General features: G+C 61.5%; 26 protein-coding genes. 14 read left to right on the forward strand and 12 right to left on the reverse strand.

Annotated elements, in window-relative coordinates:
• Window positions 1–7: 7 nt before the first annotated feature.
• From fghA to rpoS, 7 genes are all read left to right on the forward strand, one after another.
• Window positions 8–853: an S-formylglutathione hydrolase gene (fghA, locus tag C8K66_RS22510; RefSeq protein WP_017844762.1), complete on the forward strand. Its 846-nt coding sequence runs from the start codon at window positions 8–10 to the stop codon at window positions 851–853.
• 54 nt (window positions 854–907) lie between these two features.
• Entirely contained in the window at window positions 908–1,381 is a 474-nt protein-coding gene (ispF, locus tag C8K66_RS22515; protein ID WP_108525966.1) for a 2-C-methyl-D-erythritol 2,4-cyclodiphosphate synthase, read from the forward strand.
• Window positions 1,378–2,436 (forward strand): tRNA pseudouridine(13) synthase TruD, encoded by a 1,059-nt coding sequence (gene truD / locus C8K66_RS22520; protein ID WP_046384456.1) that lies wholly within the window; start codon window positions 1,378–1,380, stop codon window positions 2,434–2,436. The genes ispF and truD overlap by 4 nt, the downstream gene beginning before the upstream one ends.
• On the forward strand, window positions 2,424–3,173 hold the full coding sequence (surE, locus tag C8K66_RS22525) for a 5'/3'-nucleotidase SurE (RefSeq protein WP_017844765.1): 750 nt from the start codon (window positions 2,424–2,426) through the stop codon (window positions 3,171–3,173). The genes truD and surE overlap by 13 nt, the downstream gene beginning before the upstream one ends.
• Window positions 3,174–3,214: 41 nt before the next feature.
• Window positions 3,215–3,850: a protein-L-isoaspartate(D-aspartate) O-methyltransferase gene (locus C8K66_RS22530; protein ID WP_169850588.1), complete on the forward strand. Its 636-nt coding sequence runs from the start codon at window positions 3,215–3,217 to the stop codon at window positions 3,848–3,850.
• A 209-nt stretch (window positions 3,851–4,059) separates the two neighbouring features.
• Window positions 4,060–4,896, forward strand: a complete 837-nt coding sequence (locus tag C8K66_RS22535) for a peptidoglycan DD-metalloendopeptidase family protein (RefSeq protein WP_026139769.1) — start codon at window positions 4,060–4,062, stop codon at window positions 4,894–4,896.
• A 105-nt stretch (window positions 4,897–5,001) separates the two neighbouring features.
• Window positions 5,002–6,006, forward strand: coding sequence for an RNA polymerase sigma factor RpoS (gene rpoS / locus C8K66_RS22540; RefSeq protein ID WP_017844767.1), 1,005 nt, complete (start codon window positions 5,002–5,004; stop codon window positions 6,004–6,006).
• 190 nt (window positions 6,007–6,196) lie between these two features.
• Here the strand turns inward: rpoS and C8K66_RS22545 are convergent, their stop codons facing one another.
• Complete coding sequence (locus C8K66_RS22545; protein WP_002554837.1) at window positions 6,197–6,406, reverse strand: cold-shock protein; 210 nt, start codon at window positions 6,404–6,406, stop codon at window positions 6,197–6,199.
• 399 nt (window positions 6,407–6,805) lie between these two features.
• Between C8K66_RS22545 and dcd the strand changes: the two genes are divergently transcribed.
• Window positions 6,806–7,372 (forward strand): dCTP deaminase, encoded by a 567-nt coding sequence (gene dcd / locus C8K66_RS22550; protein ID WP_017844768.1) that lies wholly within the window; start codon window positions 6,806–6,808, stop codon window positions 7,370–7,372.
• A 107-nt stretch (window positions 7,373–7,479) separates the two neighbouring features.
• Window positions 7,480–7,677 carry a hypothetical protein gene (locus tag C8K66_RS22555; RefSeq protein ID WP_046490227.1) on the forward strand — a complete coding sequence of 66 codons (198 nt, stop codon included), beginning with the start codon at window positions 7,480–7,482 and terminating at the stop codon, window positions 7,675–7,677.
• A gap of 233 nt (window positions 7,678–7,910) precedes the next feature.
• Here the strand turns inward: C8K66_RS22555 and C8K66_RS22560 are convergent, their stop codons facing one another.
• From C8K66_RS22560 to C8K66_RS22605, 10 genes are all read right to left on the reverse strand, one after another.
• Window positions 7,911–8,675: an ABC transporter ATP-binding protein gene (locus C8K66_RS22560; protein ID WP_010563548.1), complete on the reverse strand. Its 765-nt coding sequence runs from the start codon at window positions 8,673–8,675 to the stop codon at window positions 7,911–7,913.
• A 13-nt stretch (window positions 8,676–8,688) separates the two neighbouring features.
• Window positions 8,689–9,807, reverse strand: coding sequence for a succinylglutamate desuccinylase/aspartoacylase family protein (locus C8K66_RS22565; RefSeq protein WP_017844771.1), 1,119 nt, complete (start codon window positions 9,805–9,807; stop codon window positions 8,689–8,691).
• Between the two features lie 9 nt (window positions 9,808–9,816).
• Complete coding sequence (locus tag C8K66_RS22570) at window positions 9,817–10,527, reverse strand: ABC transporter permease (protein WP_017844772.1); 711 nt, start codon at window positions 10,525–10,527, stop codon at window positions 9,817–9,819.
• Window positions 10,524–11,252 carry an ABC transporter permease gene (locus C8K66_RS22575; RefSeq protein WP_046384452.1) on the reverse strand — a complete coding sequence of 243 codons (729 nt, stop codon included), beginning with the start codon at window positions 11,250–11,252 and terminating at the stop codon, window positions 10,524–10,526. Before C8K66_RS22575 ends, C8K66_RS22570 begins: the two co-directional genes overlap by 4 nt.
• 57 nt (window positions 11,253–11,309) lie before the next feature.
• Complete coding sequence (locus C8K66_RS22580) at window positions 11,310–12,089, reverse strand: transporter substrate-binding domain-containing protein (RefSeq protein WP_017844774.1); 780 nt, start codon at window positions 12,087–12,089, stop codon at window positions 11,310–11,312.
• Window positions 12,090–12,352: 263 nt separating this feature from the next.
• Complete coding sequence (locus C8K66_RS22585) at window positions 12,353–14,794, reverse strand: penicillin acylase family protein (protein WP_108525968.1); 2,442 nt, start codon at window positions 14,792–14,794, stop codon at window positions 12,353–12,355.
• A gap of 102 nt (window positions 14,795–14,896) precedes the next feature.
• Window positions 14,897–15,097 (reverse strand): SEC-C metal-binding domain-containing protein, encoded by a 201-nt coding sequence (locus C8K66_RS22590; RefSeq protein WP_003189235.1) that lies wholly within the window; start codon window positions 15,095–15,097, stop codon window positions 14,897–14,899.
• Window positions 15,094–15,576, reverse strand: a complete 483-nt coding sequence (locus C8K66_RS22595; protein WP_046384449.1) for an LEA type 2 family protein — start codon at window positions 15,574–15,576, stop codon at window positions 15,094–15,096. The genes C8K66_RS22590 and C8K66_RS22595 overlap by 4 nt, the downstream gene beginning before the upstream one ends.
• A gap of 21 nt (window positions 15,577–15,597) precedes the next feature.
• Complete coding sequence (locus C8K66_RS22600; protein ID WP_017844777.1) at window positions 15,598–16,068, reverse strand: YchJ family protein; 471 nt, start codon at window positions 16,066–16,068, stop codon at window positions 15,598–15,600.
• Between the two features lie 4 nt (window positions 16,069–16,072).
• Window positions 16,073–16,570, reverse strand: coding sequence for a DUF6231 family protein (locus tag C8K66_RS22605; protein WP_108525970.1), 498 nt, complete (start codon window positions 16,568–16,570; stop codon window positions 16,073–16,075).
• A gap of 190 nt (window positions 16,571–16,760) precedes the next feature.
• On the opposite strand from C8K66_RS22605, the gene C8K66_RS22610 reads away from it, so the two are divergent.
• The gene (locus tag C8K66_RS22610) at window positions 16,761–17,456 is read left to right on the forward strand and encodes an OmpA family protein (protein WP_046384448.1); all 696 of its coding nucleotides are present in this window, start codon (window positions 16,761–16,763) and stop codon (window positions 17,454–17,456) included.
• Between the two features lie 171 nt (window positions 17,457–17,627).
• Complete coding sequence (locus C8K66_RS22615) at window positions 17,628–18,386, forward strand: hypothetical protein (protein ID WP_046384447.1); 759 nt, start codon at window positions 17,628–17,630, stop codon at window positions 18,384–18,386.
• A 104-nt stretch (window positions 18,387–18,490) separates the two neighbouring features.
• Here C8K66_RS22615 and C8K66_RS22620 read toward each other — a convergent pair whose 3' ends face one another.
• Window positions 18,491–18,955: a CopD family protein gene (locus C8K66_RS22620; protein WP_046384446.1), complete on the reverse strand. Its 465-nt coding sequence runs from the start codon at window positions 18,953–18,955 to the stop codon at window positions 18,491–18,493.
• 99 nt (window positions 18,956–19,054) lie between these two features.
• Here C8K66_RS22620 and dinG point away from each other — a divergent pair, with 99 nt between their 5' ends.
• From dinG to C8K66_RS22635, 3 genes are all read left to right on the forward strand, one after another.
• Window positions 19,055–21,199, forward strand: coding sequence for an ATP-dependent DNA helicase DinG (gene dinG / locus C8K66_RS22625; RefSeq protein WP_017844782.1), 2,145 nt, complete (start codon window positions 19,055–19,057; stop codon window positions 21,197–21,199).
• Between the two features lie 98 nt (window positions 21,200–21,297).
• A complete protein-coding gene (locus C8K66_RS22630) occupies window positions 21,298–23,595 on the forward strand; it encodes a beta-galactosidase (protein ID WP_108525972.1) in 2,298 nt (765 codons plus the stop codon).
• 82 nt (window positions 23,596–23,677) lie between these two features.
• On the forward strand, window positions 23,678–24,823 hold the full coding sequence (locus C8K66_RS22635; RefSeq protein ID WP_017844784.1) for an EstA family serine hydrolase: 1,146 nt from the start codon (window positions 23,678–23,680) through the stop codon (window positions 24,821–24,823).
• The last annotated feature ends 95 nt before the right edge of the window (window positions 24,824–24,918 follow it).

Consider the following 24,918-nt stretch of genomic DNA (forward strand, 5'->3'; position numbering starts at 1 on the left):
GTCGGCCATGAGTCTGGAAAACCTGTCGTGCCAGAAGAGCTTCGGCGGCTGGCATAAACGCTACAAGCATCATTCCGAGGTGCTCGGTTGCGACATGACCTTCGCCGTCTACCTGCCGCCGCAAGCGGAGCAGGGCGGCAAGCTGCCGGTGGTGTACTGGCTGTCCGGGTTGACCTGCACCGATGAAAACTTCATGCAGAAAGCCGGCGCCCAGCGCATGGCGGCCGAACTGGGGCTGATCATTGTTGCGCCGGACACCAGCCCGCGTGGTCCTGGGGTGCCGGGCGATCCGGACAACGCCTGGGATTTCGGCCTGGGGGCCGGGTTCTATCTGAATGCCACCCAGGAACCCTGGGCCAAGCACTATCGGATGCATGACTACGTGGTGCAGGAATTGCCGGCGTTGGTTGAGGCGCATTTCCCGGCTTCGCAGAAGCGCGGTATCAGCGGCCACTCCATGGGCGGCCACGGTGCGCTGGTATGTGCATTGCGCAACCCCGGGCGTTACCTATCGGTGTCGGCGTTTTCGCCGATCAACAACCCGATGGATTGCCCATGGGGCCAGAAAGCCTTCTCCCGTTACCTGGGCGAAGAGCGCTCGAAGTGGCGCGAGTGGGACGCTTGCGTGCTGATCAGCGAAGCCGCGGAAAAGCTGCCGTTGCTGGTGGACCAGGGCGACCGCGACGACTTCCTCGCGGTGCAGCTCAAGCCCGAAGCCCTGCAGCAAGCGGCGAAAGCGGCCAACCATCCGCTCGAACTGCGCCTGCAACCGGGCTACGACCACAGCTACTTCTTTATCGCCAGCTTCATCGAAGATCATTTGCGACATCATGGCCGTGCTTTGCTCGGTTAATATGCGACAAAAGTAGGTAGAATCACGCCCTGAATTAAATCGGGGCGTTTTTTTATGCGTATTGGCCACGGCTACGATGTGCACCGTTTCGCTGAAGGCGATTTCATCACCCTGGGCGGCGTGCGGATCGCGCACCACCATGGGTTGCTGGCTCATTCCGACGGCGATGTCCTGCTGCACGCGTTGAGCGACGCCTTGCTCGGCGCCGCGGCGCTCGGCGATATCGGCAAGCACTTTCCGGACACCGACCCGACCTTCAAGGGCGCGGACAGCCGGGTATTGCTGCGCCATGTGGTCGGCCTGATCCACGCCAATGGCTGGAAGGTCGGCAACGTCGATAACACCATCGTGGCCCAGGCGCCGAAAATGGCCCCCCACATCGAGTCGATGCGCGTGCTGATCGCGGCGGATCTGCACATTGAATTGGATCAAGTGAACGTGAAAGCCACCACCACCGAAAAGCTCGGGTTTACCGGTCGTGAAGAGGGCATCGCGGTACATTCCGTCGCTTTGTTGCTGCGCGCATGAACGACTTGCAACTGCTGGGCCCACGGGCCTATGGCGAGGCCTTGGGCAGCGCCGTGCTGAAGGCTACCGCGGAAGATTTCCAGGTCGACGAAGTGCTCGATATCCCGCTGAGCGGTGAGGGTGAGCACCTGTGGCTGTGGGTGGAAAAGCGTGGCCTCAACACCGAAGAAGCCGCGCGCCGGATCGCCAAGGCCGCCGGCGTGCCGTTGCGCACCGTCAGCTATGCCGGGCTCAAGGATCGCCAGGCGTTGACCCGCCAGTGGTTCAGTGTGCAACTGCCGGGCAAGGCCGATCCGGACCTGAGCGGCGCGGAAAACGACACCCTCAAGATCCTCAAGACCGGCCGCCACAAGCGCAAGCTGCAACGCGGTGCTCATTCGGCCAACGGTTTTACCTTGCGCCTGACGCAACTGGCGGGGGATCACGCGGCCATCGATGCGCGCTTGCAACTGATCGCCCAGCACGGCATTCCCAATTATTTCGGCACCCAGCGCTTTGGCCACAACGGCGGCAATGTGGTGGATGCGCGTGAGTGGGCGGCCCGCAAGGCCTTGCCGGAGCAGCGCAACGTGCGTTCGCGGTTGCTGTCGACGGCGCGCAGTTACCTCTTCAACAAAGTGTTGGCGGCCCGTGTCGCGGACGGTTCCTGGCAGCGTGCGCAGGTCGGCGATCTGCTGGCCTTCACCGACAGCCGCAGTTTTTTCCCGGCGGGGGAGGCTGAATGCAGCGACCCGCGCCTGGCGATCCTCGATCTGCACCCCACCGGACCGCAGTGGGGCGAAGGCGATTCGCCAGCCAGCGGTGCAACCCAGGCGCTGGAGCAGGCGGTTGCCGCCAGTGAGGCCGACCTGCGCGATTGGCTGGTGAATGCCGGCATGAGCCAGGAACGTCGCATTCTGCGACTGCCCATTGGCGGGTTGACGTGGCATTATCCCGGGCCTGACATTCTGCAATTGGAATTCGTCCTGCCGGCCGGATGCTTCGCCACTGTCTTGGTGCGCGAGCTTGTTGATCTGGTGCCGGTGGGGCAGACGGACAGCCCATGCGTATTCTGATATCAAATGACGACGGTGCCACCGCACCCGGCCTCGCCGCGCTTCATGCTGCGCTGGCGGATTACGCCGAGTGCGTGGTGGTTGCCCCCGACCAGGACAAGAGCGGCGCCAGCAGTTCGCTGACGCTCGACCGTCCGCTGCACGTGCACGTTCTGGCCAATGGCTATATCAGCGTGAACGGCACCCCCACCGACTGCGTACACCTGGCGATCAACAGTTTGTTGGATCAGGAGCCGGACCTGGTGGTGTCGGGCATCAACCTCGGCGCCAACCTGGGGGATGACGTGCTGTATTCCGGCACGGTGGCGGCGGCCCTGGAAGGGCGTTTCCTGGGGCGGACCTCGTTTGCCTTTTCGTTGACCTCGCGTCAATTGGACAACCTGCCGACGGCCGCGCATTTCGCGCGCAAGCTGGTGGAGGCCCACGGTTCCCTCGATCTGCCGCCCCGGACGGTGCTTAACGTCAATATCCCCAACTTGCCCCTCGAGCATATTCGCGGTATCCAGCTCACGCGCCTGGGCCATCGCGCCCGCGCGGCGGCGCCGTTGAAGGTGGTCGACCCGCGTGGCAAGGAAGGTTATTGGATCGCCGCTGCGGGCGATGCCGAAGACGGTGGGCCGGGCACTGACTTTCATGCGGTGATGCAAGGCTATGTATCGATTACCCCGTTGCAGCTCGATCGCACCTTCAGTGATGCCTTCAGTAGTCTCGATGGCTGGCTGGAGGACTTGCGCTGATGGCTCGTGAACAAGACGACCTGTTGCGTCGCGGCATCGGGATGACCTCCCAGCGCACCCGCGAGCGTCTGATCCAGCGCCTGTACGAAGAAGGCCTGTCCAACGCCCAGGTACTGGAAGTGATCCGGCGCACGCCCCGGCACCTGTTTGTCGATGAGGCCCTGGCCCATCGCGCCTATGAAGACACGGCGTTGCCGATCGGGCATAACCAGACCATTTCCCAGCCGTATATGGTTGCGCGCATGAGCGAGCTGCTGCTGGCGGCGGGCCCGTTGGACAAGGTGCTGGAGATCGGCACCGGTTCCGGCTACCAGACTGCCGTGCTGTCGCAGTTGGTGGAGCGCGTGTTCTCGGTGGAGCGCATCAAGGTGCTGCAGGATCGCGCCAAGGAACGCCTGGTGGAACTGAACCTGCGCAACGTGGTGTTCCGCTGGGGCGATGGCTGGGAAGGCTGGCCGGCGCTGGCGCCGTATAACGGCATCATCGTCACCGCGGTCGCCACCGATGTACCGCAGGCGTTGCTCGATCAACTGGCCCCCGGCGGTCGGCTGGTGATCCCGGTGGGTTCCGGCGAAGTGCAACAATTGATGCTCATTATCCGTGAAGACGAAGGCTTTTCCCGGCATGTGCTCGGCGCCGTGCGCTTCGTGCCGTTGCTCAATGGCCCGCTGGCCTGATCATTTATTCGCGAGCAGTGAATTCTGTTGGCGGCGATGTGTCTTACGGCGGGGTCTATAGAGTCAACATGATCGGTCGTTGGTTTTAAACGCGATGAATCTTTCGTTTCAGTCGTGTGCCAGTAAAAAGCCAATGCCCAGTTATACTTACGACATATTTCAAGCCTGATACAGGCATTCATGTTCAGCCACCACAAAGGGAGCGGCGGGTGAGTCTCACAGGTCTTGCGCAGCGTATGAGTAAAACAAGCTTTCAGCGACTGGTGCTTGGCCTTGTCTTGAGTTCCTTATTGGCGGCTTGTTCGAGCACGCCTTCCGGGGGCGCGAGGGTGGTTGATCGCACGAATGCCGCGCCGCAGAAGCCGACCGTGACCACGGGGCAGTATGTGGTGCGCAAGGGCGATACGCTGTTTTCGATTGCCTTCCGCTATGGCTGGGACTACAAGGCGCTCGCCGCGCGCAACAATATTCCGGTGCCCTACACGATACATCCGGGTCAGACGATTCGCTTCGATGGACGCACCGGTTCAACACCGACGTCAGTGGTGACAAACACCACATCTTCGCCCTCGTCCTCGAGCAAAACCACGATCATCACGCGGCCTGCAGGCAGCGCCGCGCCTGCGGTTGCGAGCAAACCGGCAGCCGCGCCGCTGCCGCCTGCGGGGCCTGCGCCGACCGGCTGGGGATGGCCGTCGAACGGCGTATTGATTGGAAAATTCTCTTCAAACGGTAGTTTGAATAAAGGCATTGATATCGCCGGGGATTTGGGACAGCCTGTTTTAGCTGCATCTGATGGGACAGTGGTGTACGCCGGGAGTGGTTTGCGGGGCTACGGCGAGCTGGTCATCATCAAACACAGCGATACCTACGTCAGTGCTTACGGCCACAACCGTAGGCTGTTGGTTCGGGAGGGGCAGCAGGTCAAAGTCGGACAGACAATTGCCGAAATGGGGTCAACTGGTACAGACCGGGTGAAACTGCACTTTGAGATTCGCCGCCAAGGGAAACCTGTAGATCCTCTGCAATTCCTACCCCGTCGTTGATGTGTTGCCAGCCTGTTCCCTCACGTAGAAGGAACAGGCTCCAGCGTTGCCAAGGATAAAGGCGTCGCTTGAGCTTGAGGTCGAACTCACCAAAGGACTATAACAATGGCTCTCAGTAAAGAAGCGCCGGAGTTTGACATCGACGATGAGGTTCTCCTTACGGAGACCGGCATCGCTATGGAATCGATGTCGAATGAGGGAATGGCTGTACCTTCAGTTCGCACCAAATCCAAGAACTCCACTGCGTTAAAGCAACATAAGTACATTGACTACACGCGGGCGCTCGATGCGACCCAGCTGTACCTCAATGAAATCGGCTTTTCCCCTCTGCTGACTCCCGAAGAAGAAGTCCATTTTGCGCGCTTGTCGCAAAAGGGCGATCCGGCTGGGCGCAAGCGCATGATTGAAAGCAACCTGCGTCTGGTGGTGAAAATCGCCCGACGCTACGTCAATCGCGGGCTGTCCCTGTTGGACCTGATCGAGGAGGGCAACCTGGGCTTGATCCGGGCGGTGGAGAAGTTCGACCCCGAACGCGGCTTCCGATTCTCGACCTATGCCACCTGGTGGATTCGTCAGACCATCGAACGGGCGATCATGAATCAAACCCGCACGATCCGGTTGCCGATCCATGTGGTCAAGGAGCTCAACGTCTACCTGCGGGCGGCGCGTGAGCTGACACAAAAACTCGATCATGAACCCTCTCCCGAAGAAATCGCCAACCTGCTGGAAAAACCGGTGGGCGAGGTCAAGCGCATGCTCGGTCTTAACGAGCGCGTGTCTTCGGTCGACGTCTCGCTGGGCCCGGATTCGGACAAAACCCTGCTGGACACCCTGACGGATGATCGCCCGACAGACCCTTGCGAGCTGTTGCAGGACGATGATCTTTCCCAAAGCATTGACCAGTGGTTGTCGGAGCTTACGGACAAGCAGCGCGAGGTGGTGATTCGCCGCTTCGGCCTGCGCGGTCATGAGAGCAGCACCCTGGAGGATGTAGGCCTGGAGATCGGCTTGACCCGTGAGCGGGTGCGGCAGATCCAGGTAGAAGGGCTCAAGCGCTTGCGTGAGATCCTGGAGAAGAACGGCTTGTCGAGCGAGTCGTTGTTTCAGTAACGACGCAGTCTGAATGTGGGAGGGGGCTTGCTCCCGATGGCAGTGGATCAGTCACTGGATGTATTGACTGACCCACCGCCATCGGGAGTAAGCCCCCTCCCATATTTTTTGCGCTCATGCATGCCCAAATCCCAGGCATAAAAAAACCCCGCTTTTAAGGGCGGGGTTCTTTTGACTGAGTCAGTACAAGTTAGATAACTTGAACTTCTTCAGCTTGCATGCCTTTCTGACCGCGGGTAGCGATGAAAGAAACCTGTTGGCCTTCTTTCAGGCTTTTGAAGCCGTCGGATTGGATAGCTTTGAAGTGAACGAACAGGTCGTCACCGGATTGTGGAGTGATGAAGCCGAAGCCTTTTTCATCGTTGAACCACTTAACGGTACCAGTTTGGCGATTAGACATGGTGTATCTCCTTGGACAAAGTTAACTGCGACTCAGGAAAAGCCCTGGCCGAGACTGAGTGCAAAGAGCAGGAAAAATTCTTGGAGATGGTTGGATCGAAATTCAACATATCGTGTAGAGATTCTCAGTGACACAAGCAGCACAGTGGCGCCACCTTAACCCTTTTTCCGGAACGTGCCAATGGTATTTCCGAAGGTTTCTCTAATTTCGTGACTGGCGGTGGTATTTACGTCCGTCGTGCACGCCGATTCGGGTCCCGGCCCCAATGGGCGCGGCTTGTACAAGGCGGGCATTGATCAACACATTCGTCAACAAAAGCCCCACGCCCTTTGAACCCCAACGCCTGCCCCGGTAAGATGCCCAACAGAATTTTTCCACCTCGCTATCAGGACACCCGCCATGAGCATCAAATCGGACAAGTGGATTCGCCGCATGGCGCAAGAGCACGGCATGATCGAACCGTTCGTTGAGCGCCAGATCCGTGGTGACGACGCCGATCGCGTGATTTCGTATGGTGTTTCCAGCTACGGCTACGACGTGCGTTGTGCCGATGAGTTCAAGGTGTTCACCAATATCAACTCGGCGATCGTCGATCCGAAGAACTTCGACGAAAAGAGCTTCGTCGACGTCAAGAGCGACGTGTGCATCATCCCGCCCAACTCCTTCGCCCTGGCGCGCACCGTGGAGTTCTTCCGTATTCCCCGCGACGTGCTGACCATCTGCCTGGGTAAAAGCACTTACGCGCGCTGCGGCATCATCGTCAACGTGACGCCACTTGAGCCTGAGTGGGAAGGTCACGTCACCCTGGAATTCTCCAACACCACCACCCTGCCAGCGAAGATCTACGCCAACGAAGGCGTGGCGCAGATGCTGTTCCTGCAGTCCGATGAGGCCTGTGAAGTGTCCTACAAGGACCGTGCTGGCAAGTACCAGGGCCAGCGCGGCGTCACCTTGCCACGCGCTTGATCGAAAGCTCCTACGCGTAAAGGGAATTAGTCTGCGGAAAGTGACTCTATTGGGTGTACTGCTTCGGTGCGTGCAATGCGCGCCGAGCCACGCTTGAGGAGTACCTTATGAAGCTCGACCCGCGAATCAGCGCCGAACTCGCCCGGCTTGAACCCAACCAGATTGGCGTGATGGCGTGGTCCCTGATGGCCGACCCTGCCTATGCGGGTGGTCTCCCCGGTCAACCTGACCCGGATTCCCCTGAGCCTACCGAACCTGGCGAACCGACCCTTCCGGACGAGCCGCCACCCGCGCCGATGGCCTGATGCCTGCAGATTGGAATGTGGTCAGTCCTTCCGCGGGCTGGCCATTTCTCCTGGCGGCCGATCACAAATATCCGCCGTGTTGCACTCAGTATCCCCAGCAAAGCCCCAAAACGCGGGCAGCGGGCTGCCTGCGCGCTTATCGTGGATTGCCGCGCTCAAGCGCATGGGCCGGCTGGGCGGGCTCTCAGAGCGCTTAGGCGGCGCCGGGGGCGCGTGGGAAGATCGGCGAAGGCTTACTTCAGATTGCCACTCAGGAACTGTTGCAGGCGCTCACTTTTCGGGTTGCCCAGCACATCCTCCGGCGTGCCTTGCTCTTCCACCAGGCCCTTGTGCAGGAACAGCACCTGGCTCGACACCTTGCGCGCAAAGCTCATCTCGTGGGTCACCATGATCATGGTGCGGCCTTCCTCGGCCAGGCCCTGGATCACCTTCAGCACTTCGCCCACCAGCTCCGGGTCGAGGGCCGAGGTGGGTTCGTCGAACAGCATCACTTCCGGTTCCATCGCCAGGGCGCGGGCGATGGCTACGCGTTGCTGCTGGCCGCCGGAGAGAAATGCCGGATATTGATCGGCCACGCGGGCCGGCAGTCCGACTTTGTCCAGGTAGCGACGGGCACGGTCTTCGGCGTCTTTCTTACTGCAGCCCAGCACCCGGCGCGGGGCCATGGTGATGTTTTCCAGCACGCTCATGTGGCTCCACAGGTTGAAGTGCTGGAACACCATCGCCAGGCGTGTGCGCAGGCGCTGCAGCTCGGCATCGTCGGCCACGCGCATGCCGTGGCGGTCGCTGACCATGCGGATCGGCTTGTCATCGAGGGTCATCGCGCCGTCGTTGGGGGTTTCCAGAAAGTTGATGCAGCGCAGGAAGGTGCTCTTGCCCGAGCCGCTGGCGCCGATCAGGCTGATCACGTCACCGGTCTTGGCCTTGAGCGAGACGCCTTTGAGCACTTCATTGTCGCCATAGCTTTTATGCAGGCCTTCAACGGTCAGTTTGTACATGGGGCGTGCATCCTCAAGGCGAAAGTAGGTAGCCGCTGCGGTAGGCCTCTGAACCTGCGACATGGCCGATGACCATCCCCGCAGTGGCCATGCGCCGTAGCGAACGGGCGTAAAGCAGGCCGGCGTTTTGACAATGCACAGGCGTTACGCGGTCAGTAATGGGGTCGATGATTTCGGCGATCAGTTGCCCGGCTTCGAGGTACTCGCCGGGCAAGGCACTGAACACCAGCAGGCCGCCGACCGGCGTCGCCACCGGTTCGACTCCCGCCAGCGGGGTGGCCGGGTAGGGCAGGGCGGGCAGCGGTGCCACGTCGCCGGCAATCGCGCCGAAGTGAATCAGGTAGTCGATGATCGCCTGGCAGTCGAGGCCGGCCAGGCCGTGGTTGACGTCACCCTGGCCGCGCAGCTCGACGGTCACCGAAAAGCTGCCCATGGGGATCGGGAAGCGTTCTCCGAAGCGTTGCTGCAATTGCCACCACACCAGGCTGAAGCACTCATCGAAAGATTGCCCGCCGGAATCGGTGGCCAGCAAGTTGGCCTCCGAGCCGATATAGCGCGCCAACGGCTCCACCTGCGGCCAGGCCTCGGGCGTGGTGTACAGGTGCGCCACGGCTTCGAAATCGCAATGCAGGTCGAGCACCATGTCGGCATCGCAAGCCAGGCGTTGCAGCACCAGGCGCTGGGACTGCAACTGCGTCGCGGCGGTTTGTGCGGCCAGCGCGGTGGACAGTGCCGTGCGGATCAATTCGACGTTGCGCTGGGGATCATCCCCGAGCACATCCTCGACCCGATCGCCCACCTCTTCACTGAGGTCGACAAACAGGCGATTGAAGTTCTGCCCGCTTTCCAGCTCATAGCGGCCCAGCGGGATGTCCATCAACACTTGTTCGAGGCCTGCCGGGTTGGCGATCGGCACCAGCACGATCTCGCTGCGCAAGCGCCCGGCGGCGGCCAGTTGCGCCAGGCGCGCCTTGAGGTGCCAGGCCACCAGCATGCCCGGCAATTCATCGGCATGCAGTGACGACTGGATGTAGACCTTGCGTTCGGCCAGCTCCGGGCCGAAGTGGAAACTGTGAATCTGCCGTGCCGTGCCAGGCACGGGCGCGATCAGTTCATGAACCTGATGACGCATGAAGGCTCCTTAGTGGCTCGGCCCGAGGAAGGCCAGCCAGCGGCGCTCCGCCAGACGAAACAGACCGACCAGGGCAAAGGTCACGGTCAGGTAGATCAGCGCAGCGATGCCGAACGATTGAAAGGTGAGGAACGTGGCCGAGTTGGCGTCCCGGGCCACTTTGAGAATGTCCGGGATCGTCGCGGTAAACGCCACTGTCGTCGAGTGCAGCATCAAAATCACTTCGTTGCTGTAGTACGGCAATGAACGGCGCAGGGCCGACGGCATGATGACATAGGCGTACAGCTTCCAGCCGCTGAGGCCGTAGGCTTTGGCCGCTTCGACTTCGCCGTGGGCCATGCTGCGGATCGCCCCGGCGAAAATCTCCGTGGTGTAGGCGCAGGTGTTGAGGGCAAACGCCAGGACCGTGCAGTTCATCGCATCGCGAAAGAACGCATCCAGCACCGGTTGGGCGCGCACGGCGGCGATGCTGTAGATGCCGGTGTAACAGATCAGCAATTGGATATAGAGCGGCGTGCCGCGAAACAGGTAGGTGTAGAACTGCACCGGCCAGCGCACCAAGGGATTGCGCGACACCCGGGCGATGGACAGCGGAATCGACACCAGGAAGCCGATCACCAGCGAGGCGCTGAGCAACCACATGGTCATGGCCAGGCCGGTGATGTGCTGGCCATCGCTGTAAAGGAATGGGCGCCAGTATTCCTGCAAGAGTTCGATCATCGCACGGCCTCCCGCGAGCCTGCCGAATAGCGACGTTCAAGACGGCGCAGGACAAAGTTGGACGCACTGGTGATCAGCAGGTAGATCAGTGCGGCGATCACCAGGAAGTAAAACAGCTGATAGGTGCTCTTGCCGGCGTCCTGCGCGGCCTTGACCAGATCCGCGAGGCCGATGATCGACACCAGTGCGGTGGCCTTGAGCATCACCATCCAGTTGTTGCCGATGCCCGGCAGGGCAAAGCGCATCATTTGCGGGAAGGTCACGTAGCGAAACCGCTGCCCGCGCTTGAGGCCGTAAGCCGTGGCGGCTTCCAGTTGACCACGGGGCACCGCGAGGATCGCGCCGCGAAAGGTTTCGGTGAAGTACGCACCGTAAATAAAGCCCAGGGTGATCACCCCGGCGCTGAATGGGTCGATTTCGATGTATTCCCATTCCATGAAGTCGGTAAGACCGGTCAGCCAGGTTTGCAGGCTGTAGAAAATCAGCAGCATCAGTACCAGGTCGGGCACGCCACGAATCAGCGTGGTGTAGAGCTGGGCGGGAATGCGCAGGAACGGCAGGCTGGACAGTTTGGCGCTGGCGCCGAGCAGGCCCAGCAACACGCTGACGGCCAGGGACAGCACCGACAACTTGATGGTCATCCAGGTGCCTTGCAGCAACAGCGGGCCGAAACCCTTCAAACTGAACGCGCTCAGCCCGAGGGTTTGCAACAGTTCTTCGAACATAAATCAGGACCTATGGCGATAAAACAGCGCCCCTCCCGGGAAGGGGCGCCCCAGGCATTATTTGCCGCTGTACAGGTTCAGATCGCCAAAGTGTTTCTTCTGGATGCTGGCGTAGGTGCCATCATCGTGTAACGCTTTGATACCTTTATCCAAAAGGGCCTTCAGCTCAGTGTTACCTTTTTTGATACCGGCCGCGATTTTCGACGGCAGCAGTGGGTCGTCGATGGCCGCGCTGACTTCGTAACCGGCACCGGCCGGCGACTTCAGGAAGCCCAGTTCGGCTTGCAGCGTGTCCTGCACGGACGCGTCGAGACGGCCGGAGGTCAGGTCAGCGTAGACCTGGTCCTGGTTGGCGTAGGCCTTGGTGGTTACACCGGCTTTATCCAATACGGCCTTGGCATAGGCTTCCTGGATGGTGCCTTGCTCGTAGCCCACGGTTTTGCCCTTGAGCGACTCAGGCGTGGAGTAACCGGCGCCCTTCTTGAATACCAGCGAAGTCGGGCCGGAGAACAGCTCGTTGGAGAAGTCGATGGCCTTCATGCGGGCTTCGGTGACGGTCATGGACGAAATCACGGCGTCGAATTTGTTGGCTTTGAGGCCCGGAATCATGCCGTCGAAGTCGCTTTCGACCCACTTGCACTTGACCTTCAGCTCAGCGCAGATCGCATTGCCCAGGTCGATGTCGAAGCCCACCAGGCTGCCGTCAGCGGCTTTGGACTCGAACGGCGCGTAGGAAGGATCGACACCAAAACGCAATTCCTTGTATTCCTTGGCCAAGGCGGAACCAGCGGCCATGCACAGAGCCAGTGCAGAAAGGGTCAGCAATGCTTTTTTCATTATGTAATCCCTGGAAACCAAGATAAGCGCTTGTGGCGCGTTTAGGACTGTTACTGAACGGTGTCAGACGGATCACAAGTAGCAATTTCTGCACCATAGTTCCGAATGCAGCTCCGAATGATCGTTTTAAAAGGTGGGAAGAGGGAGCTATGAGTATAGGAGGTGCCCGAAAATGGGCATTGAAAATCGGCTGCACTATTTTGGATCGAGCGCAGATTAAAAAATGTGGGAGCAGTCTTGCCTGCTCCCACCTGTTGGTACGGTTATTTGCCGGGCGTGAGGGTCAGCCTGGCTTTCCCATACACCTTGTCAAAGTTCTGCGGCTGCATCGGGAAGCTCAGGTATTGCGCCTTGAGCGACGGATCGATGCCATTGGCATAGTTCGGGCTGACCGGGTTGCCGGACTGGCCGATACCGCCCTGGCCCGTCATCGGTTCTGCCTGGCCGAAGTCGACAATCATGCGCAGTGCCGGCACTTGGGTGGTGTCGAAACTCTCCCCCCAGTTGTACGGCGCCGGGTTCAGGGTGTTGTGGTCGCCGCCGCTGGCCAGCGGGCCGCGGATCACCTGGCCATTGCGGTTCTTCCAGGTGGTGCTGTGCAGTTTGCCCCACTGCCAGGCCTTGTGATCGGTACCCAGTTGGCTGTCGCCGGCAGTGATCGCAGCGGCCAGGCTGCGGGCGAGGATCGTCGGCTTGTCTTCTTTCTGCGCGGTGCGGACATCGTCCCAGAACGGGCTGTCTTCACGGCCCAGCAGGTGGTCGGCCTGGGCGGCGTAGGACAGACTCGCGTTGCTGACAAAGGCTTTCCAGCTGGCGCTGTTTTGCGGGCCGAGTTCGTCGAGGAAGATCTGTTTGCTGCTTTCCTGCAGGAACAGCTCATACATCGCTGCGTCGGCGGACGTCGGCGCCAGGCGGCCGTCAAACGCCATCAGACGATTCAGCGCTTCACGGGCCTTGGCCTGTTCGGCCGCGGGCAGCGCAGCGATCGCCTGTTTCAGCGGCTGCGCCATGCCCGGCGCCTGGAACATGTTCTTGAGCTTGGCGGCGAACGTGGTGGTCTGGTCGTATTGCATGGCGATCATGCTGCGGCTGTCATGCTTGCCGGCATTGGCCAATTGCGCCAGGCGCTCGCTGCGCTCCGGAGCGTCCCAGGAGTTGGACAGTTGCATGCCATAACCGCGCGGCGCGGTACGCTGGTTGGCGGTGCCGATCCAGCCTTGGGCCGGGTCCTGGTCATAAGGGTGCAGCATCGCGTCGGCGTAACCGTCCCAGTCGAAGCGCGCATCCCAGCCCGGCGAGGGCAGCAGGCCTTCGCCTTCGCGGCGGTTGGGGAAGCGCCCGGTAACCTGCCAGCCGATGTTGCTGGCGTCGGCGAACACCATGTTCAAGGCAATGGCGCGGATTTCCCGGGTCGCATCCGAGGCCTTGGCGGCGTTTTGCGCGCGGGACAGGTCGAAGAACGCATCAAGGCTCTTGTCGTCCTTGAAGTCCGCCGTTTGCAGGGCCAGGCCCAGCCCGCTGGTCAGCGCCTGGCTGCTGTTGAGCAGGGCGCCGTGGCGGGTTTCGTACACCACCTCACGAATCGAGCGTTGGCCTTTGATGAAAAAGGTCTCGTTGCGCACAGCGGCCGGTAGCCATTTACCGTTGTTCTCGTAGTACAGCGCGCTGCCCTGGCGTTTGACCTTTTCCAGGAACAGGTCCTGGGTGTCGCCCTTGACCGTGCTCATGCTCCACGCCACTTTGCCGTTGAAGCCGGACAACAGGGTCGGCAGGCCGGCGATCGAGGCGCCGACGGCCTGGTATTTCGGTGCGCGGATCTGCACGTAGTTCCATGGCGACGGGGCTTGCGGCTGGGCCGCGAGGTCATTGGCCAGCAGGCTCTTGCCGCTGCGGCTGCGTTGCGGGCCGATGGCCCAGTTGCTCGAAGTGGTCACCGCCAGTGAGTTGAGGCTGCTCAGTTGCTGGCTGACCGTGTCCAGCCCGGCCAGGCCGGTGATCTGGCTCAGGTTCACGCCCTTGAGCTTGTCGGCTTCGGCCAGGGGGATCGGCTCGTCCGGCGCGCTTGGGGTGAGCCAGGCGAGTTTGTCGACACCGACCTTTTGCGCGAGCACCAGCGATGACAATTCTTCCTGCAGGTTGGCCGACTCGCTGAAATTCAGCAGGCAGAACAACAGCGCCGAATCTTCCGGCTTCCAGTACTCGGGTTTGTAGCCGGTCTGGGCCAGGTCCGGCGGCAGCTTGTCGCGGTAGCGGAACAGGTAGGCGTTGACGCCACGGGCATACACTTCAAAGAAGCGCTTGAGGCGCGGCGACGAGGCGTTGTAGAGCTCGCCGGCGCTTTTTTTCAGGTTGACCGCGCGCATGAAGCGGTCGACATCCAGCACCTCGGGGCCGGACATTTCCGCCAGACGGCCCTGGGCCAGCAGGCGCAACGTGACCATCTGCGTGATGCGGTCGCTGGCATGCACATAGCCGAGGCTGAACAGCGCGTCGTGGAAGGTATTGCTTTCAATCAGCGGCATGCCCTGGGCATTGCGGCGTATCGAAACATTCTGCGCGAGGCCCTTGATCGGCTGGACGCCGGTAACGGGTGGCAGGGTGTCCTGGGTGCTCTGGAGCTGGCAACCGGCCAGGCTTAATGCACTGGCCACTGCCGCGGCAACGCCGAACCGGGGAAGAAAATGTGAAAGGGCTGGCGAGGCCATGGCAAAGCTCCTGCGGGGGGTAGCGTCAGTAAAGGCGCTACGTTAGTGAGCGCGGTGAAACGACGCAAGCAGGAGCTAAAGCTTATTTTCAGTAGCCAGGTTTCAAGCGCCGTGGCACTTCTTGAATTTCTTCTCGCTGCCGCACGGGCATGGATCGTTGCGGCCAACGTCTTTCAGGGCGTTGCGCACCGGCTCCTGGTGAGCGTGGCCGCAGTTCGGGCCGTGGACATGGCCGTGGTCGTGATCATGGTGATCGTGATCGTGGTTGCAGTCAGGACCATGGACATGGGGTTGCTGAGTCATCGATGTCGCTCCGGAATAAAATCGCCGGGGATTATCTCGCCATTGTGGTCCACGCGCACGTCATTACCGATGAATAATCCGGTTTTCAGCTCGCCTTCCAGCCGATAAGGCACGGGCCGGTCGGGGTTTTTCAGCATCTGCACGACGTCACGGATCTGCGGCCAGAGGTTGGTGCGTACCGAGATCTTGAAAAAGGCGTGACCACGCGGCGGCACGGTGAGCCATTCGTTGGATTCGCCTTCGGTCAGCAGCAAGCGACCCAGGGTGACCTTGTAGATCAGGCCGCGCACCGTGAGGTCGGCGTCGTCGCGGTTATCCACGCGGAAATACAGCTTGAACTTCTGTTCGAGCAACTTGGCCCGCACCACTTCGACCTTCACCAGGGCGACGTGGGGCGGTGGGGCGTCGTCCTCGAACCATGAGGCGCAGCCGCTCAAGCCAAGGGTCAACGCCAGCAACAAGCTGTAAGTGCGGAGCATGGCGCGATCCCTGTGAGGTGGTTAGAGGTAGCTGGAGCAACACTTCTTGAACTTCTGCCCACTCCCGCAGACGCATGCATCATTGCGTCCGGCCTTCACTTCCACGGTGGGGTCGATGAAGTACCAGTGTCCCTCATTCTGTACGAAAGAGGACTGTTCGCGGTGGCTGTGTTCGCCGGTGCTGTCATGCCAGCGCGCGGTAAACGTCACGAACGCATGTTCCGGCTGGCCGCCGAACACCTCGGAGCTTTCCACTTCCAGGCCGAGCCAGGTGCTCTGGGCGCTCCAGGTGGCGATGGCATCACGGTCCAGGCCGGCCTGCTGCGCAGGCAACGTGGTAGCCACCAGGTAGTCCACCAGGCCCAGTACGTAGGCGCTGTAGCGCGAGCGCATCAGCGCGGTGGCGCACGGCGCCGGGTGGCCGGCGTGATAATGGCCGCAGCACGCGTCCAGCAGGTTGCCGCTGCCACAGGGGCAAATGGATGTACTCATCGGGTTACCACCAATACTTTCCGAAGTTTTCCGGGTTGGCCCAGAAGCGGGCGTTGAGCCAGTCCGGCACCTGTTTATAGTCAAGCAGATCATAGGTAAACAGCGTCAGTACCTGCTCATCGCGCTGGAAGCGCTCGCCGGCCTGCAGGGCCAGGGAGAAGAAGTCAGTGTCTTTCCAGTCGCAGGCGCCCAGGTCGACCAGCACCGCAATGCGGCTGGCATTGAGGTTGCGGATGCCGCCCAGCAGGGTCAGGCCTTGTGGTTTTGACAGGTGCTCCAGGCAATCGACCACCAGCGCCAGGTCAAAACGTTGCGCCGCGAGGTCCGCCGGCAGCGCGCCAGGCCTCGCGACGGACACCTGAGTCTCAGGGTGCGCCTTTTGAAAGGCCTCCAGCGCCGGGAACTGGCTGGCACCCAACAGCAACAGGCGTTTGGGCTGGTGCAAATCGAGCAAGGCAGCCAGGGCTTGCTGGGGTGTACGGGAAGAAATACCAGCGGTCATCAGAGATCCTCACATCAGGACCCTAGAGACTAGCGCGGCTGAGCGTGCGGGCCTAGAGCGGGTGGTTGCGAAAAGTCCTTCAAGTACGCCCATCCTCAATGAATCCGGGGGTGTGGCGTACTGGCGCAGTTGAAAGGAGCGGTCTTTACTCCACCCATCGGCCCCTGCCGATCCCCTCAGGAGAAATCAAATGAGCATCATGCGGACAGCTCTACCCTTGGTTCTGCTCACCGGAGTATTGACAGGTTGTGCAGGTTTGCAAAAAACCGATTGGCCCACCTGCGCCGCCGTGGGCGGCGTGACCGGTGCGGCGATCGGTGCGACGGAAAGCTCAGCCTATGCCGGCTACGGCGCGTTGTTGATCGGCGGCATGGCCGGCGCCTATTGCTGGGTACACGGCGATGGTGACGAAGACGGCGACGGCGTGCCGGACAGCCGCGACAAGTGCCCCGGCACGCCGAAAGGCGTACAGGTCGATGCCAACGGTTGCCCTCCTGCGCCACCCGCGGCGGTGGTTGAAGAGGTGGTTGTGGTCAAGGAAGAAACCATCGTGATTCGCGATGTCCACTTCCAGTTCGACTCGGCGAAGCTGACGGCGGCGGATAAAACCGCGCTCGACACCATCGCCACCCGCCTGAAACGCGAAGCCCCGAGCGCCCAGTTGCGGGTCAGCGGGCATACCGACAGTGTCGGCAAGGACGCCTACAACCAGAAACTCTCGGAAAAACGCGCACATTCGGTGACGGACTACCTGATCGGCGCCGGTGTGCCTCGCAGTAACTTCGTGTCGGTGACCGGTGCGGGCGAAAGTCATCCGGTGGCTGACAACAAAACCGCTGAAGGCCGTGCCCTGAACCGCCGCGTAGAAATCCAGATCAACCGCTGACAGGCCTTGCCCCTGTGGGATTCCACAGGGGCATCGTTGGCGATCCTCGCTGAAACCGCCGCCTTCTCAAGTTTTTTGATCCTTCACTGGCAAATCGCCTGTAGAAGTCGTTACTGTGCGCTCAAAGAAAAATTTGAAATAACAAATTCCCCATCACTCAGGAGCCCCATGATGCGTAAGGTTTTTCTGTTGGCCCTGTTGGTCAGCCCCGTTGCCCTGGCCCAGAGCGTGAGTGTTGAAACCAACTCGTTGATGCGCTTGCCCAGCAGTACCAGCGTATTGCAGTTGGAACGCCTGGACGTCGCGGACTACGGCACGTTGCTCATCCCGGCCACGATCAGCCAGGTCTCGGTGGATGAGTTGCACCTGGGCCGCGAAGCACGCATCGCCATCGCTCCTGGGAGCACCGGGCTGCAATTGCAGGCGCGGCATGCGCAACTGGAACATGGCAGCCAGATCACCTCGCGTGGCGCTCCCGGTACCCACGAAAAACCAGCCAGGGCCGGACGTGACCTGACCTTGCGCATCAATGCCCTGACGGCGCAGGAACTGTCGGTGGATGCCCGTGGTGGCGCTGGCGCCCAAGGTTATGCCGGGCTGGACGGCGCCAACGGCGAAGACCCGGGTTGCACTTGGGGCTCCGCTGGGCGCGGCGCCAACGGTGATAACGGTGGCGACGGGTTGCCTGGCGCGGCGGGTGCGCAGGTGCGGGTCGAACTGCCGCAGGACTTCCCAAGCGACAAGATCAAGGTCTGGGTCGATGGCGGCGCGGGCGGTTTGGCGGGGACGGCGGGCAAGCCTGGGCGTGGCGGGCAATCCAAGGGTTGCCTGGTGTACCGCGCCGATGGTGGCGAGAAAGGCCGGCCAGGGGTGGAAGGGCAGCCGGGGCCGGCCGGGCCTGCGGGAACTGTGACCATTCAGCGACTTTGAGTCGTTCGATCTGACGCCATCGGGAGCACGCCCCCTCCCACATTTGGAATGCATTTCAAGTGTGGGGGAGGGGGCGTGCTCCCGATGGCCGTTTAAGGCACGTCTCAGAACATCGGCCGCGCCGAAGCAATCGCGACCAGCACCAACCCAACGAGCAGGTTAATGCCCACCAGCTTGCGGATCTGCCCCAGCACCGCCGCCCCGGCCGGCCAGTTTTCAGCCGCCACCGCTGTGCGCAATTCGGGGAACTTCAACGCCTGGATGCGGATGAACAGCGCCGTCATCACCACATACAAGCCCATCATCACCTGCACGTAACGCGGTGCGGTTTCAAACCCGCTGAAGCGCAGTTGCAACAGGCCGACACCGCTGATCGGCAAAACCAGCACCGCCACCCAAACCCACACGAAAAAACGTTGAAACACATTCGCCCACAGCTTGAGTCGGGCAGGGCCCTCGAGGGCCGCCACAGCGGCGGGGCGCAGGATCATCCAGGCGAAAAACATGCCGCCGACCCAGATCAGGGCGGCCAATACATGCAGGGTGTAAATGAGGCTGAACACGGTCATTGCGGTACTCCGTTCTGCGCGGGATTAATTAGCGGGGTATGATAGCGGCCGATCCGAACCACTGAAAATTTATCCAGCGTTTTTTGCGCCCGACTATCCATGATCAGCACTGAACTCAAAACCACGATCCAGGGCGCCTATTCGCGTTTTCTCGAAGCCAAGAGCTTGAAACCGCGCTACGGCCAACGCCTGATGATCGCCGAAGTGGCCAAGGTCCTCGGGGATATCGACACCGACGACGAAGGCCGGCGCAGCGGTGACCCCGCGGTCGTGGCCGTCGAGGCCGGCACCGGTACCGGCAAGACCGTGGCCTACAGCCTGGCGGCGATTCCCACCGCCAAGGCCGCCGGCAAGCGCCTGGTGATCGCCACCGCCACCGTCGCCCTGCAGGAGCAGATCGTCTACAAAGACCTGCCCGACCTGATGCGCAACAGCGGCCTGAACTTCACCTTCGCCCTGGCCAAGGGCCGTGGCCGCTATATGTGCCTGTCCAAGCTCGACGTGCTGCTGCAGGAAGGCCACGCGCAAACCGCCACGGCCTCCTTGTTCGAAGAAGAAGGCTTCAAGATCGAAGTCGATGAAGTCAGCCAGAAGCTGTTTACCAGCATGATCGAAAAACTGGCCGGGAATAAATGGGACGGCGACCGCGACAGCTGGCCCACCGCCCTGGAAGACGCCGATTGGGCGCGCCTGACCACCGACCACAGCCAATGCACCAACCGGCATTGCCCCAACTTCGGCCAGTGCGCCTTCTATAAAGCGCGCGAAGGCATGGGCAAGGTCGACGTGATCGTCACCAACCACGACATGGTCCTCGCCGACCTGGCCCTGGGCGGCGGCGCCGTGCTGCCGGACCCGCGCGACACGCTCTACGTATTCGACGAAGGCCATCACCTGCCCGACAAGGCCATCGGCCACTTCGCCCATTACACGCGCCTGCGCTCCACCGCCGACTGGCTGGAGGCCACCGCCAAGAACCTCACCAAACTGCTGGCCCAGCACCCGCTGCCCGGCGACCTGGGCAAGCTGATCGAACAGGTGCCGGAACTGGCGCGGGAGATCAAGACCCAGCAGCAGTTCATGTTCAGCGCCTGCGAGCAGGTCGCCGACTTCAAGCCCGGCGAAGACGTCGAGGGCCGCGAGCGCCCGCGCCATCGCTTTGTCGGCGGGCTGATCCCCGAGCACATGCGTGAAATGGGCGTCGAACTGAAGAAGGGTTTTTCGCGCCTGACCGACCTGTTCACCCGCCTGACCGACCTGCTCAAGGAAGGCATGGACGGCGAGGTCAACATCGGCATCGCGAGCAACCAGGCCGAGGAATGGTACCCACTGTTCGGCAGCCTGTTGTCCCGCGCCCAGGGCAACTGGGAGTTGTGGACGGCCTTTACCGTCGAAGACCCGGAAGACAACCCGCCCATGGCCCGTTGGCTGACCCTGTCGGAAAGCGGTGCGCTGTTCGATATCGAGGTCAACGCCAGCCCGATCCTTGCGGCGGAAATGCTGCGGCGCAACCTGTGGAACGTGGCGTATGGCTGCCTGGTCACCTCGGCCACGCTGACCGCCCTGGGCACCTTCGACCGCTTCCGCATGCGCGCCGGCCTGCCGAAAAAAGCCGTCACCGCCGTGGTGCCGAGCCCGTTCCATCACGCTAACGCCGGTGTGCTGCGCGTGCCTGACCTCAAGGCCGACCCTCGGGATGCGCCGGCCCACACCGCCGCGATCATCCGTGACTTGCCGGAACTGGTCGAAGGTTCGCGCGGCACCCTGGTGCTGTTCTCGTCGCGCAAACAGATGCAGGACGTGTTCGACGGCCTCGACCGCGACTGGCGCAAGCAGGTGTTTATCCAGGGCAACCTGTCCAAGCAGGAAACCCTGAACAAGCACAAGGCGCGGGTCGATGGCGGCGATTCCAGCGTGCTGTTCGGCCTGGCGAGCTTTGCCGAAGGCGTGGACTTGCCCGGTGCCTACTGCGAACACGTGGTGATCGCCAAGATCCCGTTCTCGGTGCCGGATGACCCGGTCGAGGCCGCGTTGGCCGAGTGGATCGAGGCCCGTGGCGGCAACCCGTTCATGGAAATCTCGGTGCCGGATGCGTCCCTGAAGCTGGTGCAGGCCTGCGGGCGCTTGCTGCGGACCGAAGAAGACCGAGGCACCATCACCTTGCTGGACCGCCGTCTGGTCACGCAGCGCTATGGCAAGGCCATCCTGAATGCCTTGCCGCCGTTCCGGCGCGAAATTTCTTAAGCCACAGTGGGCAAAATCGCCCACTTCGTGGTCTATCTCACTGCCATCGCATTATGTCATCAGGCCATTTATCGGCCGTTTGGGAGAACCTTGCTCGTATGATTCGCACGCTGCCCGCCCTTTTTGCCCTGCTGTTCGCTGCGCCACTGCTGGCCGCGCCCGCCGGGCAACAAACGTTGTTCAACTTCGTCCGACCTGCCGATGTGGTCAAAGTGGCGACCCAGGACGCCAGCCTGCCGCAATACAACGCCGAACAAACCCCTGAAGGCGAGGTGCTGCGCCGCATCACCTTCAACCCGGCCGCCGAACCGAGCCTGGTGCTCAGCCCGCAGACCGGCGCCTGGGACTGGTCGCAATCCAGCGCCATCAGCCTGCGTATCCAGAGTGCCATGGACTGGGCGCTGACCTTGTACGTCAAGGTGCAGAGCAACGACGGCAAGACCCTGGTCAGCCGCATCGACCTGCCGGCCGGTCCGGCCCAGACCCTGCTGATCCCGCTGCAAGCCAACTCGCCATTGAGCCAGGGCATGAAGGCCGGCCCGCCGATGCCGATCAGCGTCGACGGCCAGCGCGTGTTACTGGCCAGCAGCGCCGGAGACATCGACCGCAGCCAGGTGGTGTCGGTGACCCTGTCGATGATCAAACCGAATGTCGCCCAAAGTATTCTGCTGGAGCGCTTTGGCGTGCAGGACAGCGAGCCGGTGCTGAAGGCGGCCTACAGCGAACTGGTGGATGCCTATGGCCAGTCCACCCGCGCGCGCTGGCCGGAAAAGGTCAGCAGCGACGAGCAACTCAAGGCCGCCGCCACCAAGGAGCAGCAACAGCTCAAGGCTTGGCTGGCCGAGCGGGATAAATCCTCCCTGGACCAGTACGGCGGTTGGAACAAAGGCCCGGCGTTCGACGCCAGCGGCTTTTTCCGCACCGAGAAGCGCGATGGTCGTTGGTATCTGGTGACGCCGGAGGGGCATCCGTTCTATTCCCTGGGCGTCAACACCGTGGCTTCGGATAACAACCAGACCTACGTGGCGGGCCGTGAATGGATGTTCGCGGCGCTGCCCAAGGCCGGGGAACCCTTTGACAAGTACTACGGCAGCGGCGACAACCGCACCGGTAACGGCGCCGGCGAAGGGCGTAGCTTTGGCGCCGGGCGTTGGTACGATTTCTACCGTGCCAACCTGCAGCGCACGTATGACACTGACGGTTTCGACCAGAAGCGCTGGGTCAGCCACACCCTCGACCGCCTGCAGGCCTGGGGTTTCAACACCGTCGGCAACTGGAGCGCTGCGCAACTGGCCAGCGCGGACCGCGTGCCGTACACCTTGCCGCTGTCGATCGTCGGCGATTACGCCAGCATCAGCACCGGCACCGACTGGTGGGGCGGCATGCCCGACCCGTTCGACCCGCGTTTCGCCATGGCCACCGAGCGCGCCGTGGCCATCGCTGCCCGCGATCATCGTGACGATCCTTGGCTGATCGGTTTTTTTGCCGATAACGAACTGGCCTGGGCCGGTCCCGGTGACGATGCAAAATCCCGTTACGCCCTGGCCTACGGCACCCTGCGCATGACCACCGATGTACCGGCCAAGCGCGCGTTCCTCAAGCAACTGCGCGACAAATACCGTAACGAAGAAGGCCTGTCGAAAGCCTGGGGCATCCACCTGGCAGGCTGGGAACTGATGGAAGACCCGGGCTTCGAACCGCCGATGCCCAACCCTGAGCACCCGGAAATCGAAGCCGACTTCAAACACTTCCAGAAGACCTTCGCCGATACGTACTTCAAGACCATCTCCGACGCACTCAAATGGCACGCGCCCAACCAGTTGCTGCTGGGCGGGCGTTACGCGGTGAGTACGCCGGAGGCGGTGGCGTCCTGTGCGCAGTATTGCGACGTGTTGAGCTTCAACATGTACACGCTCAAACCCCAGGACGGCTATGACTTCGCCGCCTTGCGCGCGTTGGACAAGCCGGTGTTGATCACCGAATTCAACTTCGGCTCGGCAGACCGCGGCCCGTTCTGGGGCGGTGTGACCCAGTTGGCCAAGGAAGAAGATCGCGGTGCCGCGTATGCCAACTTCCTCAAGCAGGCCATGGCCGAGCCGTCGATTGTCGGCGTTCACTGGTTCCAGTACCTGGACCAGCCCGTGACCGGGCGTCTGCTGGACGGCGAAAACGGCCACTTCGGTCTGGTCGGCATTACCGATGTGCCGTTCCAGGGCTTTGTCGACAGCGTACGTCGAAGCAACCTGGCGGCGGTCGACCAACTGGGCAAGGAAGCCGAAAAGGCCAAGGCGGCCCGCGCGGTTCGCGAGCATGAAGGCAGCAAGCCCGGGCATGACGGTAAAGGTGCGGGGCAGGGCGCCGGACACACCGGTGGGCATGCCGGAAATGGTCATTGATTGAGTGTTGACGGGTTCACAAATCCTACAAGGGCTGGAACAATGTCGGCCACTTTTTACAGCGTTTTCCGAGGGGGCTTAGGTGCAGGTTCAGGGGCATTACGAACTCCAGTTCGAAGCGGTACGTGAAGCGTTCGCCACGTTGTTCGATGACCCGCAGGAACGTGGTGCGGCGCTGTGCATCCAGATCGGCGGGGAAACCGTGGTCGACCTGTGGGCCGGCACCGCCGACAAGGACGGGGCACAGGCCTGGCACAGCGACACCATCGTCAACCTGTTCTCCTGCACCAAGACTTTCACCGCCGTTGCGGCCCTGCAATTGGTGGCCGAAGGCAAGCTGCAACTGGATGCGCCAGTGGCCAACTACTGGCCGGCATTTGCCGCGGCCGGTAAAGAAGCGATCACCTTGCGCCAGTTGCTCTGCCACCAGGCCGGGTTGCCGGCGATCCGCGAGATGCTGCCCACCGAAGCGCTGTACGACTGGTCGTTGATGGTCGACACCTTGGCCGCCGAAGCGCCGTGGTGGACGCCGGGCCAAGGCCACGGCTACGAAGCGATCACCTATGGCTGGCTGGTCGGGGAATTGCTGCGCCGTGCCGACGGGCGTGGGCCGGGCGAGTCCATCGTGGCGCGGGTTGCACGCCCGTTGGGGCTGGATTTTCATGTGGGCCTGGCGGACGAAGAATTTTATCGCGTGGCCCATGTAGCGCGCGGTAAAGGCAACATGGGCGATGAAGCCGCGCAACGTTTACTGCAAGTAATGATGCGTGAACCCACGGCCATGACGACGCGGGCATTTGCCAATCCGCCGTCTATTCTGACCAGCACTAATAAACCCGAATGGCGGCGTATGCAGCAGCCAGCGGCAAACGGTCACGGTAATGCGCGTAGCCTGGCGGGTTTTTATAGTGGTTTATTGGACGGTAGTTTGCTGGAAAGCGACATGCTCGAACAATTGACCCGTGAACACAGTATCGGACCCGATAAAACCTTATTGACCCAAACCCGTTTCGGCCTGGGCTGCATGTTGGATCAACCGCAATTGCCGAACGCGACCTTCGGCCTTGGCCCGCGTGCATTTGGACATCCTGGTGCGGGCGGTTCGCTGGGGTTTGCCGACCCCGAACATGATGTAGCGTTCGGTTTTGTGACTAATACGCTGGGGCCCTACGTACTTATGGACCCACGTGCACAGAAGTTGGTCAGAATATTGGCCGGTTGTCTGTAAACCCCTTGCTGTTTCACGTTTTTTTGTTACAAATGCAAGTATAAGAAGACGCTGAGCAAAATATTGTAACTTTAATGTTCTGGAAGCGTCTGTTT

Origin of the sequence: Pseudomonas sp. GV105 (genome assembly GCF_003058185.1) — a bacterium.
GTDB classification, from domain to species: Bacteria; Pseudomonadota; Gammaproteobacteria; order Pseudomonadales; family Pseudomonadaceae; genus Aquipseudomonas; species Aquipseudomonas veronii.